Raw genomic sequence first — 23,614 nt, 5'->3', positions numbered from 1 at the left:
CAGCTGCCGCAGCTGCTCCCCCAGAAAAAAGGCTTCCTTCGAGAAGCCTTTTTTCATTTCCGCCGCCGGCAGCGGGATTACGCCAGCCCCCGTCATCCGCCGCGACGCGCAAAACCGCTTCAGTCTGTGCAAGACTAAGGGCAGTCCATCCACTCCCACTGCCAATGACGCACTCCCTGCCCTGGCTGCAGCCCGAACAAGAATTCCCCCCCATTGATCAGACCTGGGGCGAGCGGGATCCCATTCCCGGACTGCTTGCCGCCGGCAATACGCTTGATGCAGCACGTCTTCGTACTGCCTACAGTCAAGGCATTTTCCCGTGGTTCAGCGAGGGACAGCCGGTGCTCTGGTGGTCTCCCAACCCGCGCATGGCCCTGCATCCCGACGAGTTTCGCCTGCACCGCAGCCTGCGCAAGAGACTTCAGAAATTTCGCAACGATCCGCGCTGTGAAATTCGCATCGACAGCGCTTTTGCCACAGTGATGCAGCATTGCGCCCAGACCCCTCGCGACGGACAGAACGGTACCTGGATTGTGCAGAGCATCGTCGATGCCTATACCGAACTGCATCAGCAAGGCGCTGCACATAGCGTGGAAACCTGGATCGACGGCCAGCTGGCAGGCGGCCTCTACTGCGTGGCGCTTGGCAAAGCGGTGTTTGGCGAATCCATGTTCGCCCTGCAAACCGATGCTTCCAAGATCGCACTGTCGGCACTGGTGGCCCTGTGCAGGGCTCATCAGGTGCCGCAGATCGACTGCCAGCAGGCCACGGCACACCTTTCCTTCATGGGCGCACGAGAGATCACCAGAGCACAATTTGCCCGGACTGTTCAAGCCCAGGCGCAGCTGCCTGATATGCAGTGGCAATTCAGCCCCATATACTGGGAGCAGTTGCTAAGCCACAGTGAAGCTTGACGCACCGCATCTGCAGCCGAGTCCGATCATGACGCACCCGAACGATCTCCCGCTACATGCCCTGCAGTTCTATGCCACGGCAGCCTATCCCTGCAGCTACCTGCCGGGCCGGCTGGCACGTTCTCAGGTCGCCACACCCAGTCACCTGATTCAGAACAACACCTATTCGGAACTGGTCACGCTGGGCTTCAGGCGCAGCGGCATGTTCACCTACCGCCCCTATTGCGATGGCTGCAAGGCCTGCGTTCCCCTGCGAATTCTGGCGCAGGAGTTCCGCCCCAGCCGCAGCCAGCGGCGCGCTGCAAAAGAGCATGGGCAACTTGTCGCCTCCATTCAGCGCCTGCACTACTCCGACGAGCATTACCAGCTCTACCTACGCTACCAGCAGCACCGCCATAGCGGCGGCGGCATGGACAACGACAGCGTGGACCAGTACACGCAGTTTCTGCTGCAAAGCAGAGTCAACTCCCGATTGGTCGAATTCCGCGAGCCGGGCACAGACGGTCAGCCCGGCACACTCAAAATGCTCTCCATTCTGGATGTACTGGAGGACGGGCTGTCGGCGGTCTACACCTTCTACGACCCGGAAGACCACGCCAGCTACGGCACCTTCAATGTGCTGTGGCAAATCCAGCAGGCGAAAGCCATGAACCTGCCTTATGTCTATCTTGGTTACTGGATCTCCGAGAGCCAGAAGATGCGCTACAAGGCCAGCTTTCTGCCACATGAGATTCGCCAGGGCGAGCTATGGCAACGCGTAGACAGGCAGAGCATTGTGCGCTCGCAAATTGAAGAGTGACGCCACAAAAAACAGCACATGGATATATGAGCGGATGACATGGCTGCACGGCTGCAGCACCGCTAGAATGCCCTCATCCCGCAAAGTATCTCCAACGCATGAAAAAAGACGACCTATCGGCCTCCGCAAAGCCCAGCGTCCAGGTTCTGGAACGCATGTTCACGTTGATCGACGTGCTGGCATCGCGTGAGGAAGCGGTTTCTTTGAAGGAGATCAGCGAACGCACAGGCCTGCATCCATCGACCACGCACCGCATCCTCAATGACCTTGCACTGGGCCGCTTTGTGGATCGTCCCGAATCGGGCAGTTACCGTCTGGGCATGCGCTTTCTGGAACTGGGCAACCTGGTCAAGGCCCGGCTGAATGTGCGTGAAGTGGCGCTGACGCCCATGCGCCAGCTCTACAAGCAGATTCAGCAGCCCATCAGCCTGTCCGTGCGCCAGGGCGACGAGATTGTGTATGTGGAACGCGCCTACAGCGAGCGCTCGGGCATGCAGGTGGTACGCGCCATTGGCGGCCATGCTCCTTTGCATCTGACCTCCAACGGCAAGCTGTTCCTGGCGGCCGATGACTCCCAGCAGGTACGCGCCTACGCCATGCGCACCGGCCTGCCGGGCAAGACCCATTTCAGCATCACCCAGCTGGGTGATCTGGAGCATGAGCTGGCCAAGGTACGCCAATACGGCATTGCTCGCGACAACGAAGAGCTGGAATTGGGCGTGCGCTGCATGGCCGCCGGCATTTACGACGACCAGAGCAAGCTGATTGCGGGCCTGTCCATCTCTGCCCCGGCCGACCGGCTCGATGAGAGCTGGGCCCCCAGGCTGCAGGCCACGGTGCAGGAGATTTCCGTGGCCCTGGGCTTCAGCGGCACGCGCCCGGCCCCGGCTCAGGCCGCCCCCAATCCCTACAGCCGCAGCCAGCACAGTTGAATACAGGGGCGTCTCTCGCAATCCGCAAAAGGGCTGGAATGCCCTTTCAGGTGTAGACCCAATAAAAAAGCGCTACCTGGGTAGCGCTTTTTGACTGGACCTTTACCTGCTTAGCCCCTGATACGGCTTGCAATCGTATTGCTGGCGGTGGGTCCCTTGCTTTCCATCCAGTGGCGCACACGCTCGGCATCCGCCAGACGGCTGAACTTGCCGGCAGAATCCAGGAACACCATGATCAGCTTGCGGCCGGCCACATGGGCCTGCATCACAAGGCAGCGTCCGGCTTCGGAGATATAGCCGGTCTTTTGCAGGCCAATATCCCAGTTGTCGCTCTTGACCAGACGGTTGGTGTTGTTGAACTGCAGCGTACGGCGACCCACGGCCACTTCATAACCGGGCGATGTGGAGTATTCGCGCATCAACGGATCCGCGTGGGCCACCGCCACCAGGCGCGCCAGGTCACGTGCGCTGGACTGGTTGCTGCTGGACAGGCCGGTTGGCTCGACATAGCGCGTGTCCTTCATGCCCAGTTGCAGCGCCTTGGAGTTCATCAGTTGCACAAACTGCGCCAGACCGCCGGGATAGGTGCGCCCCAGGGCATGGGCAGCACGGTTCTCGCTGGACATCAGCGCCAGATGCATCATCTCGGCACGCGTCAAGGTGGTACCGACACGCAGGCGAGAGCTGCTGTGCTTTTCAGTATCCACATCGTCCTGCGTGATGGTGATCATCTCGTCCATGGGCAGACGAGCCTGAGAGATCAGCAGACCCGTCATCAGCTTGGTCAGCGAAGCAATCGGCAGCACTGCCTGATCGTTCTTGCTCAGCAGCACCTCATGTGTGTCCTGGTCGATCACATAAGCCACGCTGCTTTGCAGATCCAGGGGATCCGAGACGGAGTGAAGACCCGCCATCTGCCCATAGGACAGGCGTGCGGGCTCGACCGCCGTGGCAGCTGCGGCCGCCGCAACCGCAGCGCCAGCCGCTCCTGCCCTGGCCAGACGCTTCTTGCCGCCGCTCTTCTCGTCTCTTTCGGCCTTGGCTGCTAGGACAGTCTTTCCGCCCTTCTTGCTTGCAAGCTTGGCGTCTGCCTTTTCCGGCTTGCCTTTGGCGACCTTTGCGCTTTTGGGCTGCGCTGCAGCTCGAACCTTGCCAGCCGGCTCCTTGGCCGCTTTCTTAGCCGAAGCCGCAGCAGCCACGGGCTTTTTGGAGTCTTTTTTGGGCGCTGCCGCATGCGCTGCCGGAGCAGCCAGAGCGCAGCTCAACAGAGCCAAAGACACCACCTGAGTGAGTTTTGCAAGGCGAAATGGACGCAGCAGCTGCATGCGATACTCCAGACAACAAGGTGTAAGGATTTAATTCAATCAAAAAAGTCGTGCAGTGACAAGCACTTGCACAACCTTCTCGATAATCTGAGTGAAATTATAAATCCAGCAGTCAACCTTGTGCTGCAACAACTTCCTGATTGCTATGCAATTTGTTCAAAGCGCTCAGATAAGCCTTGGCCGAAGCGACCACAATATCGGGGTCAGCACCCACTCCGTTGACGACGCGACCACTGCGCTGCAGGCGCACCGTCACTTCGCCCTGACTCTCGGTTGAGCCGCTGATGGCATTGACGGAATAAAGCACCATCTCAGCACCGCTCTTGACTTCGGACTCGATGGCCTTGAACGAGGCATCGACCGGGCCATTGCCCTCGGAGCTGGCCTTGATTTCCCGGCCTGCATTGCTGAAGACCACGCAGGCATGTGGGCGCTCACCTGTTTCGCTTTGCTGGGCCAGCGAAATGAACTGGAACTGATTGTCCTGGTGCTCCGCGCCTTCGGCATTCACCAGCGCCAGAATGTCCTCGTCAAAAATCTCGCTCTTTCGGTCCGCGAGCTCCTTGAAGCGCGTGAAGGCCTGGTTGATGGCAGCTTCGCTGTCCAGCTCCACCCCCAGCTCCTGCAGGCGCTGCTTGAAGGCGTTGCGGCCGCTGAGCTTGCCCAGCACGATCTTGTTGGCCGCCCAGCCCACATCCTCGGCACGCATGATTTCGTAGGTGTCACGTGCCTTGAGCACGCCATCCTGATGAATGCCGGAGGCATGGGCAAAGGCATTGGCCCCCACCACAGCCTTGTTGGGCTGCACCACAAAGCCCGTGGTCTGGCTGACCAGGCGGCTGGCGGCCACGATGTGCTGGGTATCGATATTCACATCCAGGCCGAAGTAGTCCTTGCGCGTCTTGATGGCCATGACCACTTCTTCGAGTGAGCAGTTACCCGCGCGCTCGCCCAGACCGTTGATGGTGCACTCGATCTGGCGCGCACCGCCGATCTTCACGCCCGCCAGCGAATTGGCAACCGCCATGCCCAGGTCGTTGTGGCAATGCACGGACCAGACGGCCTTGTCGCTGTTGGGCACGCGCTCGCGCAAGTTGCGAATGAATTCGCCATAGAGCTCGGGAATCGCGTAACCCACGGTGTCGGGCACGTTGATGGTGGTTGCACCCTCCTTGATGACCGCCTCGATCACACGCGCCAGAAAATCGGGCTCGCTGCGATAGCCGTCCTCGGCACTGAACTCGATGTCTTCAATGAGATTGCGCCCGAAGCGCACCGCCTGCTTGGCCTGCTCCAGCACCTGCTCGGGTGTCATGCGCAGCTTTTTCTCCATGTGCAGCGCACTGGTGGCGATGAAGGTGTGAATGCGAGCGCGGTTGGCCCCCTTCAACGACTCGGCCGCACGCGCGATGTCGCGGTCGTTGGCGCGGGACAGCGAGCAGACCGTGGAGTCCTTGATGGCACGTGCAATGGTCTGGATGGACTCGAAGTCGCCATTGGATGCCGCAGCAAACCCCGCCTCGATCACATCGACCTTCAGACGCTCCAGCTGACGGGCAATGCGCAGCTTTTCATCGCGTGTCATGGAAGCGCCGGGCGACTGCTCGCCGTCACGCAAGGTGGTGTCAAAAATAATGAGCTGATCGGACATGGTGGGGACTCTCTATGTGATGGCGCCGGTAGACGCCTGTTTTGACTGGAGGATTGCCGACAAAAAAGCCGGTGCGCTTTTGGCGACACCGGCTTTGAACCTTTTAAGCAGCTACCGCCTCTTCAGCGACAGCGGTAACGCGCTGTACTCCCGAGATGATGGCGCGCAACGAGGCGGAAACGATATTGGCATCCACCCCTACGCCGTAGCAGACCTGAGCGTCATCCACGCGCAATTCCACATAGGCAATCGCCTTGGCATTCGCACCCTCGCCAATCGCATGCTCGGCATAGTTGAGCACGCGAACATTGCGACCGACGTTAGCCGACAACGCCTGCACGAAGGCATCAATGGGGCCCGTACCTTCGCCTTCCAAAAAATACTTTTCTCCGGCGATCTCGATGTGGGAAGTCATATTGACCACCCCATCTGCCTCGCTCAGGCGATATTGAGGCGCCTTGACGGTGTTGACTCCATATTCGCGCTGGAACAGCTCCCACAGATCCGCAGCTGACAACTCCTTGCCGCTGGCATCCATCTCGCGCTGCACGACCTGGCTGAATTCGATCTGCAGGCGGCGGGGCAGCTGAAGTCCGTATTCGCTCTCGAGGAGATAGGCAATGCCGCCCTTGCCCGACTGGCTGTTCACGCGAATCACTGCCTCATAGCTGCGGCCCAGATCCTTGGGATCGATGGGCAGATAAGGCATATCCCAGATATCGCCTTCCTTGTGGGCGGCGAAAGCCTTCTTGATGGCGTCCTGGTGGGAGCCGGAGAAGGAGGTGTAGACCAAGTCACCCACGTAAGGATGACGAGGATGCACGGGCAACTGGTTGCAATGCTCGACCGTTGCGCGGATATCGTCGATATCGGAGAAATCCAGGCCGGGGTTCACGCCCTGGATATACATATTGAGCGCCACATTCACCACGTCCAGATTGCCGGTGCGCTCGCCGTTACCGAAGAGACAACCTTCCAGACGGTCCGCGCCAGCCATCAGGGACAGCTCGGCAGCCGCCGTTCCCGTGCCGCGGTCGTTATGCGGATGAACCGAGATCACCACGCTGTCACGGCGCTTGATGTTGCGATGTGTCCACTCCACCATGTCGGCAAAGATATTGGGCGTGGAGTGCTCCACCGTGGTGGGCAGGTTGATGATGCACTTGTTCTCGGGCGTGGGTTGCCAGACATCGGTGACGGCGTCGATCACGCGCTTGGAGAACTCCAGCTCGGTGTCCGAATACATTTCGGGCGAATACTGGAAAGTCCACTTGGTCTGGGGGTGCTGGGCCGCGATGTCCTTGAACATCTGCGCATTGGTCACTGCCAACTCCACAATCTCGTCTTCACTCATGTTCAGCACCACGCGGCGCATCACGGGAGCCGTGGCGTTGTAGAGATGGACAATCGCGCGAGGCACGCCTTCGAGCGCCTCGAAAGTGCGGCGAATCAGATGCTCGCGCGCCTGGGTCAGCACCTGTACGGTCACGTCGTCGGGAATGCGGTTTTCCTCGATGAGCTTGCGCATGAACTCAAACTCGACCTGCGAGGCCGAAGGAAAGCCGACTTCGATTTCCTTGAAACCGATCTTCACCAGTTGCTCGAACATGCGCACCTTGCGCTCGATGTCCATGGGCTCGATCAGGGCCTGGTTGCCGTCACGCAGATCCACGCTGCACCAGACCGGGGGCTTGGTGATGACCGCGTCGGGCCAGGTGCGATCGGTCAGACGCACGGGGGCGAAAGCGCGGTATTTGGTGGAAGGGTTTTGCAACATGGTGAGTCTCTTTAGTCGAAATTAGAGGAAATTGAACCCAGCTCCAGCGACGCCCAAAAGCAAAAACGGCCCGTCGCTGATGCTACGGGCCGCCAAGTAGGGTGTGTTTGTACGCGCGCGCTACTTTCTCTGCCCGTTGGACATTAGTAGTAGAGCTAGCGACAGGTTTTGCATGCGGCTCACTTTAACACAAGAAAAGTTGACAGGGCCAGAATTTTTTCGGCGAAGGTTTCAATCGTCGTGCAGGCCGCGCTCGTCGGGTTCGTCCTTGGAGGTCGCCACGATGCTGACCTGCTCGCCCTTAGCACGACGCCAGACATAGATCACATAGCCCGAGATCGAGTAGCCGACAAACACCAGGAACAGCATGGTTGCAGGCTCGATACTGACCACGGCCATCAGCAGCGCCACCACCACCAGCGAGACGAACGGCATGCTCTTGGCGCCGCCGATGTCCTTGAAGCTGTAATAGGGAATATTGGTGACCATGGTCAGGCCCGCGAACAGCGTGATGGCGAACATGATCCAGGACAGATCGGCCCGATCCGTGGGATAGCCGCCGAACCAGGAAATCACATCGCCAAAGATGGGCACATCGCGATGGGAAACCATCAAGGCACTGGTCAGCCAGATAAAGCCTGCCACCAGAGCCGCTGCCGCAGGCGAGGGCATGCCCTGAAAGTAGCGCTTGTCCACCACGGCCGTATTCACGTTGAAGCGCGCCAGGCGCAATGCCGCGCAGGCGCAATAGACGAAGGCGGCAATCCAGCCCCAGCGCCCCAGGGGACGCAAGGCCCATTCATAGGCAATCAGCGCAGGCGCGGCACCAAAGGACACCATGTCGGAGAGCGAATCCATCTGCTCGCCGAACGCGCTTTGCGTGTGCGTCATGCGCGCCACGCGGCCGTCAAGACTGTCGAGCACCATGGCGCAGAAAACGCCCACGGCCGCCAGTTCGAACTTGTTGTTCATGGCCATGACGATGGCGTAGAAACCGCCAAACAGCGCTGCCAGCGTGAACAGATTGGGCAGCACATAAATGCCTTTGCGCGGCTTGCGCGGCATTCCACTCAGATCGGCAGAATCATTGCTGTTTTGCATCAAACAGACCTCCAGTGCTTGCATGTCAAATGCATGCAGCTATTAAAACGATAGTATTTCAAGCACGGCCATCACGGCCATGTCCCTGCCACCAGTGTACCCGCCACACAGATCGCCTCCGGAATGAAAAAAGGCCACCTCGAAGGTGGCCTCTTGCCCAAGCGCAGTCATCCGGCTCGCGCCGAATGACTTGCCTGCATCAGTTGCGGGTCTGGTCGACCAGCTTGTTCTTGGAGATCCAGGGCATCATGGAGCGCAGCTGACCGCCCACTTGCTCGATGGCGTGATCGGCGTTCTGGCGACGACGGGCAGTCATCGAAGGATAGTTCAGACGGCCTTCGCTGATGAACATCTTGGCGTATTCACCGCTCTGGATGCGCTTCAAGGCGTTGCGCATGGCCTTGCGGGATTCTTCGTTGATGACTTCGGGGCCGGTCACGTACTCGCCATACTCCGCGTTGTTGGAGATGGAGTAGTTCATGTTGGCGATGCCGCCTTCATACATCAGGTCAACGATCAGCTTCAGCTCGTGCAGGCACTCGAAGTAGGCCATTTCGGGAGCGTAGCCAGCTTCGGTCAGAGTCTCGAAGCCCATCTTCACCAGTTCCACGGCACCGCCGCACAGCACGGCCTGCTCGCCGAACAGGTCGGTCTCGGTTTCTTCCTTGAAGTTGGTCTCGATGATGCCGCCCTTGCCGCCGCCGTTGGCGGAAGCGTAGGACAGGGCCACGTCACGGGCCTTGCCGGACTGGTCCTGGTAGATGGCGATCAGGGAAGGCACGCCGCCGCCCTTCAGGTATTCGGAGCGCACGGTGTGGCCGGGGCCCTTGGGGGCGACCATGATCACGTCCAGATCGGCGCGGGGCACGACCTGGTTGTAGTGCACGTTGAAGCCGTGAGCAAAAGCCAGGGTAGCGCCGGACTTGATGTTGGGCTCGACGTTGTTCTTGTACACCTCGGGGATGTTCTCGTCGGGCAGCAGGATCATGACCACGTCGGCAGCCTTCACCGCGTCGTTCACTTCCATCACGGTCAGACCGGCCTTGCCGACCTTGTCCCAGGAAGAGCCGCCCTTGCGCAGACCGACCACAACCTTCACGCCGCTGTCGTTCAGGTTTTGAGCATGTGCGTGGCCTTGGCTGCCGTAGCCGATGATGGCAACAGTCTTGCCCTTGATCAGGCTCAGGTCACAGTCCTTGTCGTAGAAAACTTTCATGATGGCTCCAGGTCTCTTATCTTGAGGGGGTTGAAAAGGTTTATTCAGATTCAAAAGTGGTGCAAACAGCCATTAGACACGCAGAATGCGTTCGCCGCGGCCAATACCCGAGGCGCCCGTGCGAACGGTCTCAAGGATGGCAGTGCGATCAATGGCCTGCAGGAAGGCGTCGTTCTTGGACTGGTCGCCGGTCAGCTCCACGGTGTAGCTCTTCTCGGTCACGTCGATGATGCGGCCGCGGAAGATGTCCGCCATGCGCTTCATTTCCTCGCGCTCCTTGCCCACGGCACGCACCTTGACCATCATCAACTCGCGCTCGGTGTAGGCACCTTCGGTCAGGTCCACCACTTTAACCACTTCAATCAGTCGGTTCAGGTGTTTTGTGATTTGCTCAATCACATCGTCCGAGCCCGTGGTGAGGATGGTCATGCGCGACAGCGAGGGGTCCTCGGTCGGTGCGACAGTCAGGGATTCGATGTTGTAGCCACGGGCAGAAAACAGGCCCACGACGCGCGACAGTGCTCCAGGCTCGTTCTCGAGCAGCACGGCAATAATGTGTTTCATTGGGAGATTCCTCTTTTCGCCGCCCTCCCCTGACACCGGTAAGTGCCAGGCTCGGCGGACAATAGATTCGTCAAAAGATGCTATTTAAAATATAGCTGCTTGCGATTGAAATGTAAGCGTTTGAGACCGATTTCACTGAAGAACCGGCTGTCCACGCATCACAGGTCGTCAGCGCCCAGCAGCATTTCCGTGATGCCACGGCCGGCCTGCACCATGGGGAACACGTTCTCGGTCGGATCGGTGCGGAAGTCCAGGAAGACCGTCTTGCTTTCCTCGCGCACGATGCGGCGTGCCTCGCGCAGCGCAGCTTCGACATCGGCAGGCTTTTCGATCAGCAGGCCACGGTGACCGAAGGCCTCCGCCAGCTTCACGAAGTCGGGCAGCGAATCCATGTAGCTGCTCGAGTAGCGACCCGAGTATTCAATTTCCTGCCACTGACGCACCATGCCCAGGAAGCGGTTGTTCAGCGCGCAGATGACCACCGGGGTGTTGTACTGCTTGCAGGTAGCCAGCTCCTGGATGTTCATCTGGATCGAGCCTTCGCCCGTGATGCAGAAGACTTCGGAGTCGGGCTTGGCCAGCTTGATACCCATGGCGTAAGGCAGACCCACACCCATGGTGCCCAGACCGCCGGAGTTGATCCAGCGACGGGGTTCATCAAAGCGGTAATACTGCGCCGCCCACATCTGGTGCTGACCCACATCGGAGGTGATGTAGGCGTCCGCATCCTTGGTCATGTTCCACAGCGTGTCGACCACGTACTGGGGCTTGATGACTTCGGTATTGGACTTGTCGTAGCTCAGGCAGTCGCGGCTGCGCCAGCCTTCGATGGTGTTCCACCATTGACCCAGAGCTGCCTCATCGGGACGCTGGGCCGACTCGCGCAGCATGGCGATCAGCTCGCTCAGCACATCCTTGACATCGCCCACGATAGGCACGTCCACCTTCACGCGCTTGGAGATGGAGGAAGGATCGATGTCGATATGGATGATCTTGCGCTCCACCGACATGAAATGCTTGGGATTGCCGATCACGCGGTCGTCAAAGCGAGCACCCACAGCCAGCAGCACATCGCAGTTCTGCATGGCATTGTTGGCTTCGATGGTGCCGTGCATGCCCAGCATGCCCAGGAACTTCTTGTCGCTGGCGGGGTAGGCACCCAGACCCATCAGAGTGTGAGTGACGGGGTAGCCCAGCATGTCCACCAGCTGGCGCAGCTCGTTGCAGGCATTGCCCAGAAGCACGCCGCCGCCGGTATAGATATAGGGGCGCTTGGCCGTCAACAGCAGCTGCAGAGCCTTGCGAATCTGACCCGCATGACCCTTTTTGACGGGGTTGTACGAACGCATTTCCACTTTTTCAGGATAGCCCGTGTACAGCGCCTTCTTGAAGGACACGTCCTTGGGAATATCCACCACCACAGGGCCGGGACGGCCGGTGCGGGCAATGTGGAAAGCCTTTTTCATGGTCTCGGCCAGCTCGCGCACATCCTTGACCAGGAAGTTGTGCTTGACGATGGGACGAGTGATGCCCACGGTGTCGCACTCTTGAAATGCGTCGGTACCGATGTAATTGGTCGATGTCTGACCCGCAATCACCACCATGGGGATGGAGTCGGTATAGGCGGTAGCAATGCCCGTCACCGCGTTGGTCAGACCGGGGCCGGAAGTCACCAGCGCCACGCCCACCTCGCCGGTGGCACGCGCAAAACCGTCGGCAGCATGCACGGCCGCCTGCTCGTGGCGCACCAGCACATGCTGAATGCTGTCCTGCTTGTAGAGCGCGTCGTAGATATAGAGAACTGCCCCGCCAGGGTAACCCCACAGGTGCTTGACACCTTCAGCCTGAAGAGACTTGATGAGGATTTCGGAGCCCATCAATTCCTGGGCGCCCTTGGGGGACGATGCAGCGGCTGCAGAGGCCAGCTCGGCTTTGGAGATTTCCATGATCAACCTTTGTGAATTTCTCTAACGAAAAACCTTCGGTGCCCTTAGCCTGAAGCCCTTGTGAGGCCGGTTTAGGACTTAAGACCACATGCCATGGACGTTTGTGTGTACGCCGGACCGTGATCCGTTTGCTTCTTTAAGTTGAAGATCATTATCGCACTGCAACAAGACCTTCAAATGCAGTACACAAAAAAACATCATCGGATGCGATAATCGGCCGCTTTCGCCACTACCTAACTCCCGCTTTCTCCAGGGTTACTCTCTCTTGGCCACAGAACAAGAACTGTCTGCATTCCTCAAAGACGTCGAAAAGCGCGCCTTCAAACGCAGCGTTTTCCATGTCCGTGACGAGGAGGCCGCCCTGGATATCGTGCAGGACAGCATGCTCAAGCTGGCCCAGCACTATGGGGACAAGCCCGTCAACGAGCTGCCGATGCTGTTCCAGCGCATTCTGTCGAACAGCACCCTGGACTGGTTTCGCCGCCAAAAGACCCAGAAAGCCGTTTTCACCCACTTCAGCGACCTGGAGTCTTCCGTAGACGGGGACAGCGACTTCGACTGGCTGGAAACCTATGCCACCAATAGCAACGAAGCAGCCTCCAGCAACGCCGAGAGCCTGACCGAACGCAAGCAGACACTGCAAAGCATAGAAAAAGAGATACAGGAGCTGCCTGCACGTCAACGCGAGGCCTTTCTCATGCGTTACTGGGAAGAGATGGATGTCGCGGAGACCGCTGCCGCCATGGGTTGCTCAGAAGGTAGCGTCAAAACCCATTGCTTCCGCGCCATCCAAACATTGAGCAAGGCACTCAAGGCCAAAGGAATCGAGTTATGAAATCCGTGCCCACCCTCCGGCAAGAACAGGCCGTCGACCGTATTGCCCGTCAAATCACTGCCCGACTGAGTGAGGGTGAAGCCTTGCTCCCGTATGAAGTCACCGAACGCCTGCGCGCCTCCCGCGAGCAAGCCGTGTCCATACGCCGCCGCGAAGCGTCTGTGCTGCGCGTTCAGGCCAGCACCGCAACCTCTGCCCAGGGCAGCACCCTGACACTGGGCAACCCCGACGAGGGTAACGGCTGGTGGCGCACCCTGGTCTCGGCCATCCCCGTTTTTGCACTCATTGCGGGCCTGGTAATCTACAACTCCGACACCGAACAAAGTATGCTGAGCGAAGTCACCGAGGTCGATACCGCCTTGCTGACCGATGATCTGCCCCCTGCTGCCTACTCTGACCCTGGTTTCATCCAGTACCTCAAGACCTCGGCAGCCACTCCATCAGAACACTAAACAGCCTGCCACCTCTGTCTTGATGCCCACTGAGAAGCGCTCCCTCCTGAAACCCGACAACACCGCCGCCATCATGGCGGCGCTGTTGTTGGTGGCCTTGGGCTGGACAGGATGGAATGTTGTACAGCAAGTCAGGCTGGCACCGAGCTCCGTGCCCCCCGCCACGGTCGCTGCATCCAGATCCATGCATGCAGACCCGTCCACGCGCCAAAGAGCCACGGCACAGGCTTCGGGCCCACGCTGGGGCGAGCTCAGCAGCCACCAGCGCGAGATTCTGCAGCCGCTGCAAGAGCGCTGGGCCATGATCGGCTCGGTACAGAAGCGCCGCTGGATTGCCCTGGCGGATGGCTTTGACAAACTCAGCGAGCGCGAACAGCAAAAGCTTCATGACCGCATGGAAGCCTGGTCCGGCCTGAGTGCCGCCCAGCGCAACCAGGCCCGGCTGAACTTCGCCATTACCAACAAGCTCGCGACCGACAAACAGGCCCAGTGGGAGGCCTACCAGGCTCTGAGCGATGAGGAAAAGCGACTGTTGGCCGCCCGCGCCACCCCCAAGGTGGTAAGCGCCGCACCCGCCATCAAGCCCGTGCCTTCCAAGAAGCTGGCGCGCATTCCTGCTGCCACGGCCTCACCCAATACGGTGCCCAATCTGCCCAAGATTCCGCCCGCAACCATTCATCACCCACCACCGCCCGTGCCCGCAACACCAGCCATGGTGGAGACGCACCCCATCCGTACGCCCTCGGTGATTGTGGAGACGGCTCCCGTAGACATTCCTCGCGCCACACCGATCACCCTGCCTCCGCTGGATGCGCCAAGTCAAGACGCCCACCAATGACAGTATCGGCGCGGCAACCGAGCGCCAAGCCCGCTGACCTGAGCCCTACAATGCCCTCATGCAGCAAGACACCCCGATCCGCGAAGGCAGTGCAGCACCTTTATCCACTCCTGATTTCATAGCTCCAAGCCTGCGCCGCCGCATGGCCTGCTGGCTTTATGAAGGCATGCTTTTGTTTGGCGTGGTGTTCATCGCCGGCTATCTGTTCGGCACGCTGTCGCAGACGCGCAATGCACTCGACAACCGTCATCTGCTGCAGGCCTTCATGCTGGTGGTGCTGGGGATTTACTTTGTCTGGTTCTGGAGCAAGGGGCAGACGCTGGCCATGAAGACCTGGCATATCCGCGTGGTCGATACCCAAGGCCGCCCCCTGACGCAAACCCGCGCCCTGCTGCGCTACGCAGCCAGCTGGATGTGGTGGCTGCCGCCGCTGGCCCTGCTCTACCCGCTGGGCCTGCCGCCACTGGAAGTGCTGGTGCTGCTCATGGGCTGGATTCTGATCTGGGCCTTGCTGAGCCGCTTTCACCCCCGAAAGCAGTTCTGGCACGATGCCTGGGCCGGCACCCAACTGGTGCATCAGCCCCCCACTCCCAAACGCATCCGCTGACCCGACCTCTCCATGAGCACCTCCTCACCCGACCCCGTCAACCCGCAAAAAAGCCGTACCGGACTGTCCCGGGTGCTGCATGCCGGCGGCTACTCGCTGGCTGGCCTCAAGGCCGGCTGGCATGAAAAGGCATTTCAGCAAGAAGCCATCTGTGCTGCTGTCATGATTCCTCTGGCGCTCTGGCTGGGCCAGAGCTGGGAGCAGACAGCGCTGCTGGCCGGCAGCGTCATCCTGGTGCTCATTGTGGAATTGCTCAATACCGGCATAGAGGCAGCCATAGACCGTATCGGCCCCGAATGGCACGAGCTATCCAAGAAAGCCAAGGACATGGGCAGCGCCGCCGTATTTCTGGCCCTGTGCCTGTGCGCAGCCGTCTGGGCTGCCGCTCTTTATCACCGTTTCATCGTATGACTCAACCCGCTTTTTCCATTTGCGTGTACTGCGGCTCACGCCCCGGCACCAACCCTCAATTCACCGAAGTCGCCAAGGCCGTGGGCCAATGGATAGGCTCGCGCGGCGGCCAGCTGGTCTATGGCGGTGGACGCAGCGGCCTGATGGGCGTGGTGGCCGAAGCCACGCAACAAGCTGGCGGCCGCGTCGTCGGCATCATCCCTCAGGCACTGGTCGACAAGGAACTGGCCAACCAGGCCTGCGACGAACTGCACATCGTCAAGAACATGCACGAACGCAAGGCCATGATGGCCGAGCGCAGCGATGCCTTCGTGGCCCTGCCCGGCGGCATCGGCACGTTTGAAGAGCTGTTCGAAGTCTGGACCTGGCGCCAGCTGGGCTACCACGACAAGCCCGTCGGCATTCTCAATGTGGATGGCTATTACGACGCCATGCTGCAGTTTCTTCAGTCCTGTGTGGGCAACGGCTTCATGGGCGAGTGGCAGATGGGCCTGATCGAAAGCAGCAGCGACACCTCGGCCCTGCTGCAAAATCTCGTCCAGAATGCCGGCAGCCAACTGGATACCCCGCCTCTGCGCTCGGTGATCTGAGCCCTGAAAACCCTGCAGGGCGGCATCCGCCGGCCTGCAGGCAATGCGCACGCCCGGCTCCGGGCCATGAAAAAAGCCAGACTCAAGGTCTGGCTTTTTGACTGGGGCGCATGACAGGGGCGCGACATGGCGGCTCAGACAGCAGTGTCGTCCAGCTCGCCCGTGCGGATGCGCACCACCCGCTCCACGGGGGTGATGAAGATCTTGCCGTCACCAATCTTGCCGGTGCGCGCGACATTGACGACTGCATCCACGCAGCGGTCCACGTCCTCATCTCGCACCACGACTTCGATCTTCACCTTGGGCAGGAAATCGACCACATACTCAGCGCCACGATAGAGCTCGGTATGGCCCTTCTGGCGACCAAAACCCTTGACTTCGGTCACGGTCAGACCATTCACCCCACACTCGGCCAGGGCCTCGCGCACTTCCTCGAGCTTGAAGGGCTTGATGACGGCGGTAATCATTTTCATGGGGCTGGTTCCTCAATTGATTGAAATCGGCAAAACACCGGAGGCAGAGCCTCAGGCGCGAAATTTGTTGGTGATGGGGTAGCGCCAGTCCTTGCCAAAGCTGCGCATCGTCAGGCGTGGACCGACCGGCGCCTGGCGACGCTTGTACTCGTTGATTTGTATCAGACGCGTGACTCGCTCCACATCCGCCGGCGCAAAACCCTCGGCGACGATGGAGCTTATGCTCTCGTTGTTTTCCATGTAACGGGACACGATGGCATCCAGCACCTCGTAGTCCGGCAGACTGTCCTGATCCTTCTGATCGGGGCGCAACTCGGCGCTGGGCGGACGCGTGATGATGCGCTCGGGAATGGGATCGAGCCCCGTGCCGAAGGGGTCGTTGGCATTGCGCCAGCGTGCCAGCGCAAAAACCTCTGTCTTGAACACATCCTTGATGACGGCAAAGCCTCCGGCCATGTCGCCGTACAGCGTGCAATAGCCGGTGGACATCTCGCTCTTGTTGCCTGTGGTCAGCACGATGGAGCCAAACTTGTTGCTCATGGCCATCAGCAAGGTACCGCGAATACGGGCTTGCAGGTTTTCCTCGGTCGTGTCTTCGGCGCGCCCGGCAAAAGTGCCTGCCAGCGCAGCCTTGAAGGCTTCGAACTGCGGCGCGATATCGATCTCTTCGTGCTGCACGCCCACGCGCTCGGACATCTCGCGCGCATCAAGCCAGCTGATATCGGCCGTATAGGGCGAAGGCATCATGACCGTGCGCACCTTGTCCGCCCCCAGCGCGTCCACGGCGATAGCCAGTACCAGGGCCGAGTCCATGCCGCCCGACAGGCCGATGAGTGCCCCCGGAAAACGGTTCTTGCCGACATAGTCGCGCACGGACAGCACCAGCGCAGACCAAAGCGCATGGTGGTGGCTCAGCTGGGGCTTGACTTGGCCCATCAGCGTCACGCATCCATCCACCAGTTGCGCGGCCACCATGGGCAGCTCTTCCTCGAAAGCTGCCGCGCGAGCCGCCACCTGACCGCTGGCAGCCACCGCAAACGAGCAGCCGTCGAACACGACTTCGTCCTGGCCGCCCACCAGATGGGCATAGACCAGTGGGACCGCGTTTTCCACGGCGCGCTGCGCTATCACCGCCTCGCGCTCCAGGGGTTTGCCACTATGAAATGGCGAGGCATTGATGACGACCAGCAACTGGGCGCCTGCGGCCACGGCGGTACGAGCCGGGCCGGCATGCCAGGCGTCTTCGCAAATCAGCACCCCGATCTGGATGCCGTCGAGCTCAAAGACACAGCTCTCTTCGCCGGCCGCAAAGTAGCGCTGCTCGTCGAACACGCCAAAATTGGGCAGCAGTTGCTTGAAATAGCGCGCAATCTGCTGACCATCGCGCAGCACGCTGGCAGCGTTGAACAGTTTCTCACCTTGCGCATCGCGCTGCGGGTGACCGATGACCAGCGCCAGTCCCGGCCATTGGACACTGGCTTGCTGCAACTGCTGCAGGGCCGCGTCGCAGGCCTCCAAGAATGCCGGACGCAGATACAGATCCTCAGCCGCGTAGCCGCACAGGGCAAGCTCGGGCGTGAGCAGCAGGCGGGCACCGTTGGCATAAGCTTCAGCAGCAGCGGCGATGATTTTCTGGACATTGCCAGAGAGGTCTCCCACAACAAAATTGCGTTGGGCACAGCAAATGGAAAGCGTCATGAAAAGCAAGCTAGGCGGTGAGGCCACCAGCCCCCGCGACAATCAGGGCATGGCCGAAAACAAGATTATCACTCGCGTGCTTGCCAGCGTGCAGCAGCTGGACGCACAAACCTGGAATGTGCTGCTGGCCTCTCAATCCACGCCCACGCCCTTCATGCGCCACGAATACCTGGCGGCCATGGAGCAAAGCGGCAGCGCCACGCCCGACACCGGCTGGATCGCCCGGGTCATCACCGTCTGGGATGGCGATGAGCTGCTGGCTGCCTGCCCCCTCTACATCAAGACCCACTCTTACGGCGAATATGTCTTCGACTGGGCCTGGGCGCGCGCCTATCAGCAGCATGGCCTGCCTTACTACCCCAAGGGCTTGCTGGCCGTCCCCTTCACGCCCGTTCCCGGCTCGCGTCTGCTGGCACGCAGCCAGGCGCTGCGCGTGGCGCTGGTGCATGCCGTCCAGGCCTGGGCAGCCGAGCAGCAGCTGTCATCGCTGCACCTGCTGTTTGGCGATGCCGATGACCTTGCCGCCTGCGCTGCGGCCGGCTGGATGCAGCGCAGCACGGTGCAGTTTCACTGGACGAACACGCCGCCCGCGCTCCCCACTGCGCGCACCACCGTGCCCGCCAAGGCAGAACCCGCCAGCATGCAGGCCTGCGCCGGCACCGCAACGACACCTCCCTGCTGGAAGGACTTCGACGATTTTCTGGGCTCGCTGAACCAGGAAAAGCGCAAGAAGATCCGCCAGGAGCGGCGCAAGGTTGTCGAGGCCGGCGTGAGCTTCAAGGCCCTGCAGGGCCGCGACATTGGTGCGCAGGACTGGTCCTTCTTCTACCGTTGCTACGAGCGCACCTACCTGGAGCATGGCAACCCGCCATATCTGACACCGGAGTTCTTTGCCGCCATAGCCTCTGCCATGCCCGAGAACTGGGTGATGTTCATTGCCGAGCGCAACGGACAACCTGTAGCATCAAGTTTGATAGCTATTACCGCCCATCAACCAATGAATTCAGCATTAAAACCATTGGTTTTTGATGGTGGACAAGCGCAAGCAGCTATCAATAACAATGTCGCCTATGGCCGCTACTGGGGCGCTCTGGAGCGGATCGACAGCTTGCATTTCGAAGCCTGTTACTACCAGCCCATCGAATGGTGCATCGCCAACGGCTTTGCCCGCTTCGAGGGCGGCGCCCAGGGCGAGCACAAGATGGCCCGCGCGCTGCTGCCCGTGGAAACGCCGAGTGCCCACTGGGTGGCCCACCCGGCTTTTGCCGATGCCATCGAGCGCTTTTTGCAGCGCGAAGGCGAAGGCATGGCCCAGTATGTGCAGGAGCTGCAATCCCATAGCCCGCTGCGCAAGACCTGAAGGCAGAGACAAAAAAGGCCACTTTGCAGCGGCCTTGAAGCTCAGACTCCGGGGGACATTCAGAAGGTTTCCCAGTCATCCTCGTTCAGCGAGGACTTGGGCGCATTGCGGGCAGGTGCAGATTCACCCGCAACAGCGCCCCCCATCAAAGAGCGCGGGGCTGCCGGCATGGGGGCAGGACGGGTGGCCACACGACGCACAGGTGCCTGACGCGCCGGGGCGGCAGCGGCGACCACGGCCGGTGCCGTTGCGCGGGCTGCAGCCTTGGGTGCCTGGTCATAAAGCGCACTGGCAGGCAGCTGGAAGACCGCCACGGCCTGAACCAGATCCTGCGCCTGCTTGCGCAGCGCGCCGGCGGCGGCAGCACTTTCCTCCACCAGCGCCGCGTTTTGCTGCGTCGTCTGATCCATCTGCGTCACCGCCTCGCCAACCTGGGCCACACCCTGGCTCTGCTCCTGGCTGGCGGCACTGATCTCGGCCATCAGATCCGTCACCCTGCTGATCGCCGACACGATGTCGGCCATGGTGGCACCGGCCTTGTCCACCAGCTGCGTGCCCTGCTCCACCCGCTGCACGCTGGTGCTGATCAAGGCCTTGATTTCCTTGGCGGCCTCGGCACTGCGCTGGGCCAGGGTACGCACCTCGCCCGCCACCACGGCAAAACCACGGCCCTGCTCACCGGCGCGCGCTGCTTCCACAGCCGCATTCAGCGCCAGGATATTGGTCTGGAAGGCGATGGAGTCGATGACCGTGATGATGTCGGCAATCTGCTGGCTGCTGTTGTTGATGCCCTTCATGGTTTCCACCACTTCAGCCACCACGGCACCGCCCTGCGCTGCCACCTGGGAAGCATTCATCGCCATTTGATTGGCAGCACGGGCGTTATCGGCGTTCTGGCGCACGGTAGAGCCCAGCTGCTCCATGGAGGCGGCGGTTTCCTCCAGCGCACTGGCCTGCTCCTCGGTGCGACCGGAGAGATCGGCGTTGCCCGAGGCAATCTGCGAACTGGCCGAGGCCACGCCTTCCGCGTTCTGGCGCACCGTGCGCACGGTCTGCACCAGACTGTTTTGCATACGCTCCAGGGCGCCGAGCAAGCGGCCTGTTTCGTCCTGTCGCTCCACGCGGATGACGCCGCTCAGATCCCCATTGGCCACGCGGTCCGCGGCCTGCATCGCCTGCTCCAGCGGCGCACGGATGGAACGCACCAGCCAGATGCCTGCCCCTGCAGCCACCAGCACCGCAACCAGGGCAGCCAAGGCAAGCATGCTCACAGCCCGGTCGTAAACCTTCTCCGAAGCCAGCGTCTCGCCCCTTGCCACATCGCCGTTGAACTTGATCAGCTTTTGCAGAGTCGCCGAAGACTGGTCATAGAGCTTGAGAGATTCCCCTCCCAACAATTGCTTGGCCTGCTCTTTATCGCCTCGACGCGAAATTTCGAACAGTTGCTTGTTCAACTCGACGTAACGCTCCCGTTCGCGCAGGAACTGCGTGTAGAGCTCGCGCTCCTCGGCAGTGACAATCAAGGGCTCATAGAGCTTTTTTGCCTCCGCCAGGTGTTTCTGCAATTGCTCGAATTGAGCTTCCACCCGAGCCATATAGCCAGGCTCGTCATTGTTGACATGCCGCAACTCGAGCAAGCGGGTGCGCGCCAGGTCGGTATTGAGGGTATTGATCACTTCCACGCTGGGCAACGCATTGCCGGTGATGGTTTCAGCGCTGGAGCGCATGGAGCGCAGCTGCAGCAGTGCCATGGCAACCACCACGACCAGCAGCAAGACCAGAACCCCGAACGTGCCGAGAATCCGCGTGGAGATTTTGATGCTTTTCATTGATTGCACCTCCCTCTATTACCAATTAGTTTTTATAAATACTTCTTTTGAATCCATGCCCACGAAGCGCAAGGATTCAATTTTTTCTGCTCGATCGGGAATATCTCTCTGAATGGCATGCCAGAGATGGAATGATCCTTGATACCGGCTTATATGTTTTCAATTGTTTCCAGTTTCATAGTCCTTGCCTATCTTCAAGAGCCTACAGTCATGTAGGCAGTCACTTACGCCGCACCAAAGTTACTTAAAGTTACTAACAAGTGACAACAGAGATTCTCGATGCCATCGCAACCTACATAACCTTGAAAAAGCATCAAGCCACCCCTCTTCTTGATCAATATCAAGACAGTTTGAAGAAAGCTTGTAAAAAAACCCCGACAGCGTTCGCTATCGGGGTTCTGAGACAGAAGTCGTTGAAACTGGCAATACCTCAGAACTGCTCCCAATCCTGGTCATTGGTCAAAGCGGGCTGAGCCGTTTTGACTGACGCCAGCACAGCCTTGCCCGGGCCTTGATCGGCTAACGCAGCAGCCCTCGGGCCAGCGCTCATGCCGGCCTTTGCAACCGGCTCGACCCGATTTTTCAGCGCCGAAGTGGCAAAGCTCTGGGCCTGATTCCCCAACTGAAAAATCGCCACCGAATCGACCAGAGCCTTGGCCTGGCGCTGCAAAGAGTCGGCAGCTGCCGCGCTCTGCTCCACCAGGGCCGCATTCTGCTGTGTGGTCTGATCCATCTGGGTGACGGCTTCGCCCACCTGGGCCACGCCCTGGCTCTGCTCACGGCTGGCCGCGCTGATCTCGCCCATGATGTCCGTCACACGGCCTATGGCCGTCACGATTTCAGCCATGGTGTCCCCGGCCTTGTCCACCAGCTGCGAGCCTTGCTCCACGCGCTCCACGCTGGCATGGATGAGCTGCTTGATTTCCTTGGCCGCCTCGGCGCTGCGCTGGGCCAGCGTGCGCACCTCTCCCGCCACCACGGCAAAGCCACGGCCTTGCTCGCCGGCACGCGCGGCTTCCACGGCCGCATTCAGGGCCAGGATATTGGTCTGGAAGGCAATCGAGTCGATCACGCCGATGATGTCGGCGATCTGGCGGCTGCTGTCGTTGATGCCCTTCATGGTGTCCACCACCTGGGCAACCACATCCCCGCCGCGACCCGCGACATCGGAGGCATTCTTTGCCATTTGATTGGCGGTCTGGGCGTTGTCGGCGTTCTGACGCACGGTCGAGCCCAGCTGCTCCATGGATGCCGCCGTTTCCTCCAGGGCGCTGGCCTGGCTTTCGGTGCGCGCCGAGAGATCCGCATTGCCCTGAGCGATTTCGTTGGACGCCAGGGCCACGCCATGGGCATTGCCGCGCACATCCTGGACCACGGCGGACAGCTGCCGACGCATGTCTTCCAGCGCATTGAGCAGCAAGCCCATTTCATCGCGGCGCTGGTTCTTCACTACCATGCCCAGTCTGCCGGCAGCCACGGCCTGCGCCAGCTCCACGGCCGTGGCCACGGGGGCCGTGATGGCACGTGTCATCGCAATGCCGACCACGGCGGCAAACAGCACCACCAGCGCCAGCGTGCCTAGCAGCCAGTAGCGGGCCAGCTCGAAACTGGACTTTTCGGCCTGCTGGGCCTTGGCCGCGTTCTCGAGCTGCTGCGTCATCAGCTTGCCCGTGCTTTCCGCCAGCTGGCTGAAGGCCTGTTCGGACAGCCCGGCAAAGAACAGTCCCAGCTCGTCGGCCATGCCTGCCTGGCTGTCCACGGTGTTGTAGTCGCCATCACGTGCCCGTGCCAGCAACTGCTCGTGCAACTTCAGGAAATTCGCCTTGTTGGCCTGATAGCCCTCGTAGGCCTCGCGCAGCGGCTGACTCGCAATCAGGTCGTTGACCACTTTCTCCTGCTCGGCAATGGTTTTCAGGCGCTGCTGGATCTGCTGCTCATAGCCTTCAATCTCGACCAGGGTGCGAGCGGTGGCGATACCTGCCTCATGGCGGCGCAGCCGGTTGTACTCGGAACGCATGGAGGCTGCGTTGTAGACGCTGGGCAGCGCCACCTCGGATACCTCGCGGCCCGCTGCATGAATGCTGGACAGCTGCAACCAGGCCACCAGCCCGAGCAATGCAGACAACAACACCAGCGCCGTAAAGCTGATGCCCAACTTGGTCCCCACGCGCCAGTCCGAAATCTTCCAACTCATGCGCTCCCCCTCGTATTTATCGATGCAGGCCATAAAAAAACGCACCAAGCGAGGTCCGCCGGGTGCGTTTCAAATTGTATATATGCAGATTGCTGGGCTTCT

22 protein-coding genes are annotated in these 23,614 nt (G+C 60.3%); 10 read left to right on the top strand and 12 right to left on the bottom strand.

What is annotated here, in order from left to right:
- The first annotated feature begins 164 nt into the window (after positions 1-164).
- The 3 genes from aat to DFO48_RS00460 all read left to right on the top strand — a co-directional run bounded on the left by aat (position 165) and on the right by DFO48_RS00460 (position 2,645).
- On the top strand, positions 165-914 hold the full coding sequence (gene aat / locus DFO48_RS00470; protein ID WP_114862214.1) for a leucyl/phenylalanyl-tRNA--protein transferase: 750 nt from the start codon (positions 165-167) through the stop codon (positions 912-914).
- Positions 915-942: 28 nt separating this feature from the next.
- Positions 943-1,713, top strand: coding sequence for an arginyltransferase (locus tag DFO48_RS00465; protein WP_114862213.1), 771 nt, complete (start codon positions 943-945; stop codon positions 1,711-1,713).
- A 98-nt stretch (positions 1,714-1,811) separates the two neighbouring features.
- Positions 1,812-2,645: an IclR family transcriptional regulator gene (locus DFO48_RS00460; protein WP_003080783.1), complete on the top strand. Its 834-nt coding sequence runs from the start codon at positions 1,812-1,814 to the stop codon at positions 2,643-2,645.
- Positions 2,646-2,755: 110 nt separating this feature from the next.
- Here the strand turns inward: DFO48_RS00460 and pbpG are convergent, their stop codons facing one another.
- The 7 genes from pbpG to DFO48_RS00425 all read right to left on the bottom strand — a co-directional run bounded on the left by pbpG (position 2,756) and on the right by DFO48_RS00425 (position 12,225).
- Entirely contained in the window at positions 2,756-3,970 is a 1,215-nt protein-coding gene (pbpG, locus tag DFO48_RS00455; protein WP_003080786.1) for a D-alanyl-D-alanine endopeptidase, read from the bottom strand.
- Positions 3,971-4,082: 112 nt separating this feature from the next.
- The gene (locus tag DFO48_RS00450) at positions 4,083-5,621 is read right to left on the bottom strand and encodes a 2-isopropylmalate synthase (RefSeq protein ID WP_114862212.1); all 1,539 of its coding nucleotides are present in this window, start codon (positions 5,619-5,621) and stop codon (positions 4,083-4,085) included.
- A gap of 103 nt (positions 5,622-5,724) precedes the next feature.
- On the bottom strand, positions 5,725-7,398 hold the full coding sequence (leuA, locus tag DFO48_RS00445) for a 2-isopropylmalate synthase (protein ID WP_114862211.1): 1,674 nt from the start codon (positions 7,396-7,398) through the stop codon (positions 5,725-5,727).
- Positions 7,399-7,629: 231 nt separating this feature from the next.
- Complete coding sequence (gene pssA / locus DFO48_RS00440; protein ID WP_114862668.1) at positions 7,630-8,499, bottom strand: CDP-diacylglycerol--serine O-phosphatidyltransferase; 870 nt, start codon at positions 8,497-8,499, stop codon at positions 7,630-7,632.
- A 199-nt stretch (positions 8,500-8,698) separates the two neighbouring features.
- Positions 8,699-9,715, bottom strand: a complete 1,017-nt coding sequence (gene ilvC / locus DFO48_RS00435; RefSeq protein WP_003080801.1) for a ketol-acid reductoisomerase — start codon at positions 9,713-9,715, stop codon at positions 8,699-8,701.
- Between the two features lie 72 nt (positions 9,716-9,787).
- Positions 9,788-10,279, bottom strand: coding sequence for an acetolactate synthase small subunit (gene ilvN / locus DFO48_RS00430; protein ID WP_003056638.1), 492 nt, complete (start codon positions 10,277-10,279; stop codon positions 9,788-9,790).
- Between the two features lie 158 nt (positions 10,280-10,437).
- Complete coding sequence (locus DFO48_RS00425) at positions 10,438-12,225, bottom strand: acetolactate synthase 3 catalytic subunit (RefSeq protein WP_003080805.1); 1,788 nt, start codon at positions 12,223-12,225, stop codon at positions 10,438-10,440.
- Between the two features lie 265 nt (positions 12,226-12,490).
- Between DFO48_RS00425 and DFO48_RS00420 the strand changes: the two genes are divergently transcribed.
- Positions 12,491-13,060, top strand: coding sequence for an RNA polymerase sigma factor (locus DFO48_RS00420; protein ID WP_003080808.1), 570 nt, complete (start codon positions 12,491-12,493; stop codon positions 13,058-13,060).
- Complete coding sequence (locus DFO48_RS00415; protein ID WP_003080811.1) at positions 13,057-13,512, top strand: DUF3619 family protein; 456 nt, start codon at positions 13,057-13,059, stop codon at positions 13,510-13,512. The genes DFO48_RS00420 and DFO48_RS00415 overlap by 4 nt, the downstream gene beginning before the upstream one ends.
- Here the strand turns inward: DFO48_RS00415 and DFO48_RS25525 are convergent.
- A complete protein-coding gene (locus tag DFO48_RS25525) occupies positions 13,501-13,698 on the bottom strand; it encodes a hypothetical protein (RefSeq protein WP_233506254.1) in 198 nt (65 codons plus the stop codon). The two genes, DFO48_RS00415 and DFO48_RS25525, sit on opposite strands and share 12 nt — an antisense overlap.
- On the opposite strand from DFO48_RS25525, the gene DFO48_RS00410 reads away from it, so the two are divergent.
- From DFO48_RS00410 to DFO48_RS00395, 4 genes are read left to right on the top strand one after another with little or no spacing between them, the layout of a single operon-like run.
- Positions 13,697-14,350, top strand: a complete 654-nt coding sequence (locus tag DFO48_RS00410; protein WP_233506253.1) for a DUF3106 domain-containing protein — start codon at positions 13,697-13,699, stop codon at positions 14,348-14,350. The two genes, DFO48_RS25525 and DFO48_RS00410, sit on opposite strands and share 2 nt — an antisense overlap.
- A gap of 58 nt (positions 14,351-14,408) precedes the next feature.
- Positions 14,409-14,957 (top strand): RDD family protein, encoded by a 549-nt coding sequence (locus tag DFO48_RS00405; protein ID WP_114862210.1) that lies wholly within the window; start codon positions 14,409-14,411, stop codon positions 14,955-14,957.
- A 12-nt stretch (positions 14,958-14,969) separates the two neighbouring features.
- Positions 14,970-15,368 (top strand): diacylglycerol kinase, encoded by a 399-nt coding sequence (locus tag DFO48_RS00400; RefSeq protein ID WP_034350025.1) that lies wholly within the window; start codon positions 14,970-14,972, stop codon positions 15,366-15,368.
- Positions 15,365-15,958 carry a TIGR00730 family Rossman fold protein gene (locus tag DFO48_RS00395; protein WP_003080827.1) on the top strand — a complete coding sequence of 198 codons (594 nt, stop codon included), beginning with the start codon at positions 15,365-15,367 and terminating at the stop codon, positions 15,956-15,958. The genes DFO48_RS00400 and DFO48_RS00395 overlap by 4 nt, the downstream gene beginning before the upstream one ends.
- 134 nt (positions 15,959-16,092) lie before the next feature.
- Here the strand turns inward: DFO48_RS00395 and DFO48_RS00390 are convergent, their stop codons facing one another.
- Both DFO48_RS00390 and DFO48_RS00385 read right to left on the bottom strand, forming a co-directional pair.
- Positions 16,093-16,431 carry a P-II family nitrogen regulator gene (locus tag DFO48_RS00390; protein WP_003056652.1) on the bottom strand — a complete coding sequence of 113 codons (339 nt, stop codon included), beginning with the start codon at positions 16,429-16,431 and terminating at the stop codon, positions 16,093-16,095.
- Positions 16,432-16,482: 51 nt separating this feature from the next.
- A complete protein-coding gene (locus DFO48_RS00385) occupies positions 16,483-18,129 on the bottom strand; it encodes an NAD+ synthase (RefSeq protein ID WP_114862209.1) in 1,647 nt (548 codons plus the stop codon).
- On the opposite strand from DFO48_RS00385, the gene DFO48_RS00380 reads away from it, so the two are divergent.
- On the top strand, positions 18,128-19,489 hold the full coding sequence (locus DFO48_RS00380; RefSeq protein ID WP_199406926.1) for a GNAT family N-acetyltransferase: 1,362 nt from the start codon (positions 18,128-18,130) through the stop codon (positions 19,487-19,489). The two genes, DFO48_RS00385 and DFO48_RS00380, sit on opposite strands and share 2 nt — an antisense overlap.
- A gap of 59 nt (positions 19,490-19,548) precedes the next feature.
- Here the strand turns inward: DFO48_RS00380 and DFO48_RS00375 are convergent, their stop codons facing one another.
- Positions 19,549-21,318 carry a methyl-accepting chemotaxis protein gene (locus DFO48_RS00375; protein ID WP_003080838.1) on the bottom strand — a complete coding sequence of 590 codons (1,770 nt, stop codon included), beginning with the start codon at positions 21,316-21,318 and terminating at the stop codon, positions 19,549-19,551.
- Positions 21,319-21,748: 430 nt separating this feature from the next.
- A complete protein-coding gene (locus tag DFO48_RS00370) occupies positions 21,749-23,512 on the bottom strand; it encodes a methyl-accepting chemotaxis protein (RefSeq protein WP_114862666.1) in 1,764 nt (587 codons plus the stop codon).
- Positions 23,513-23,614 lie beyond the last annotated feature (102 nt).

Origin of the sequence: Comamonas sp. AG1104 (genome assembly GCF_003350425.1) — a bacterium.
Taxonomy (GTDB): domain Bacteria; phylum Pseudomonadota; class Gammaproteobacteria; order Burkholderiales; family Burkholderiaceae_C; genus Comamonas; species Comamonas testosteroni.
The sequence above is the reverse complement of the archived record's forward strand: the minus strand, read 5'-3'. Positions and strand labels throughout refer to the sequence as shown.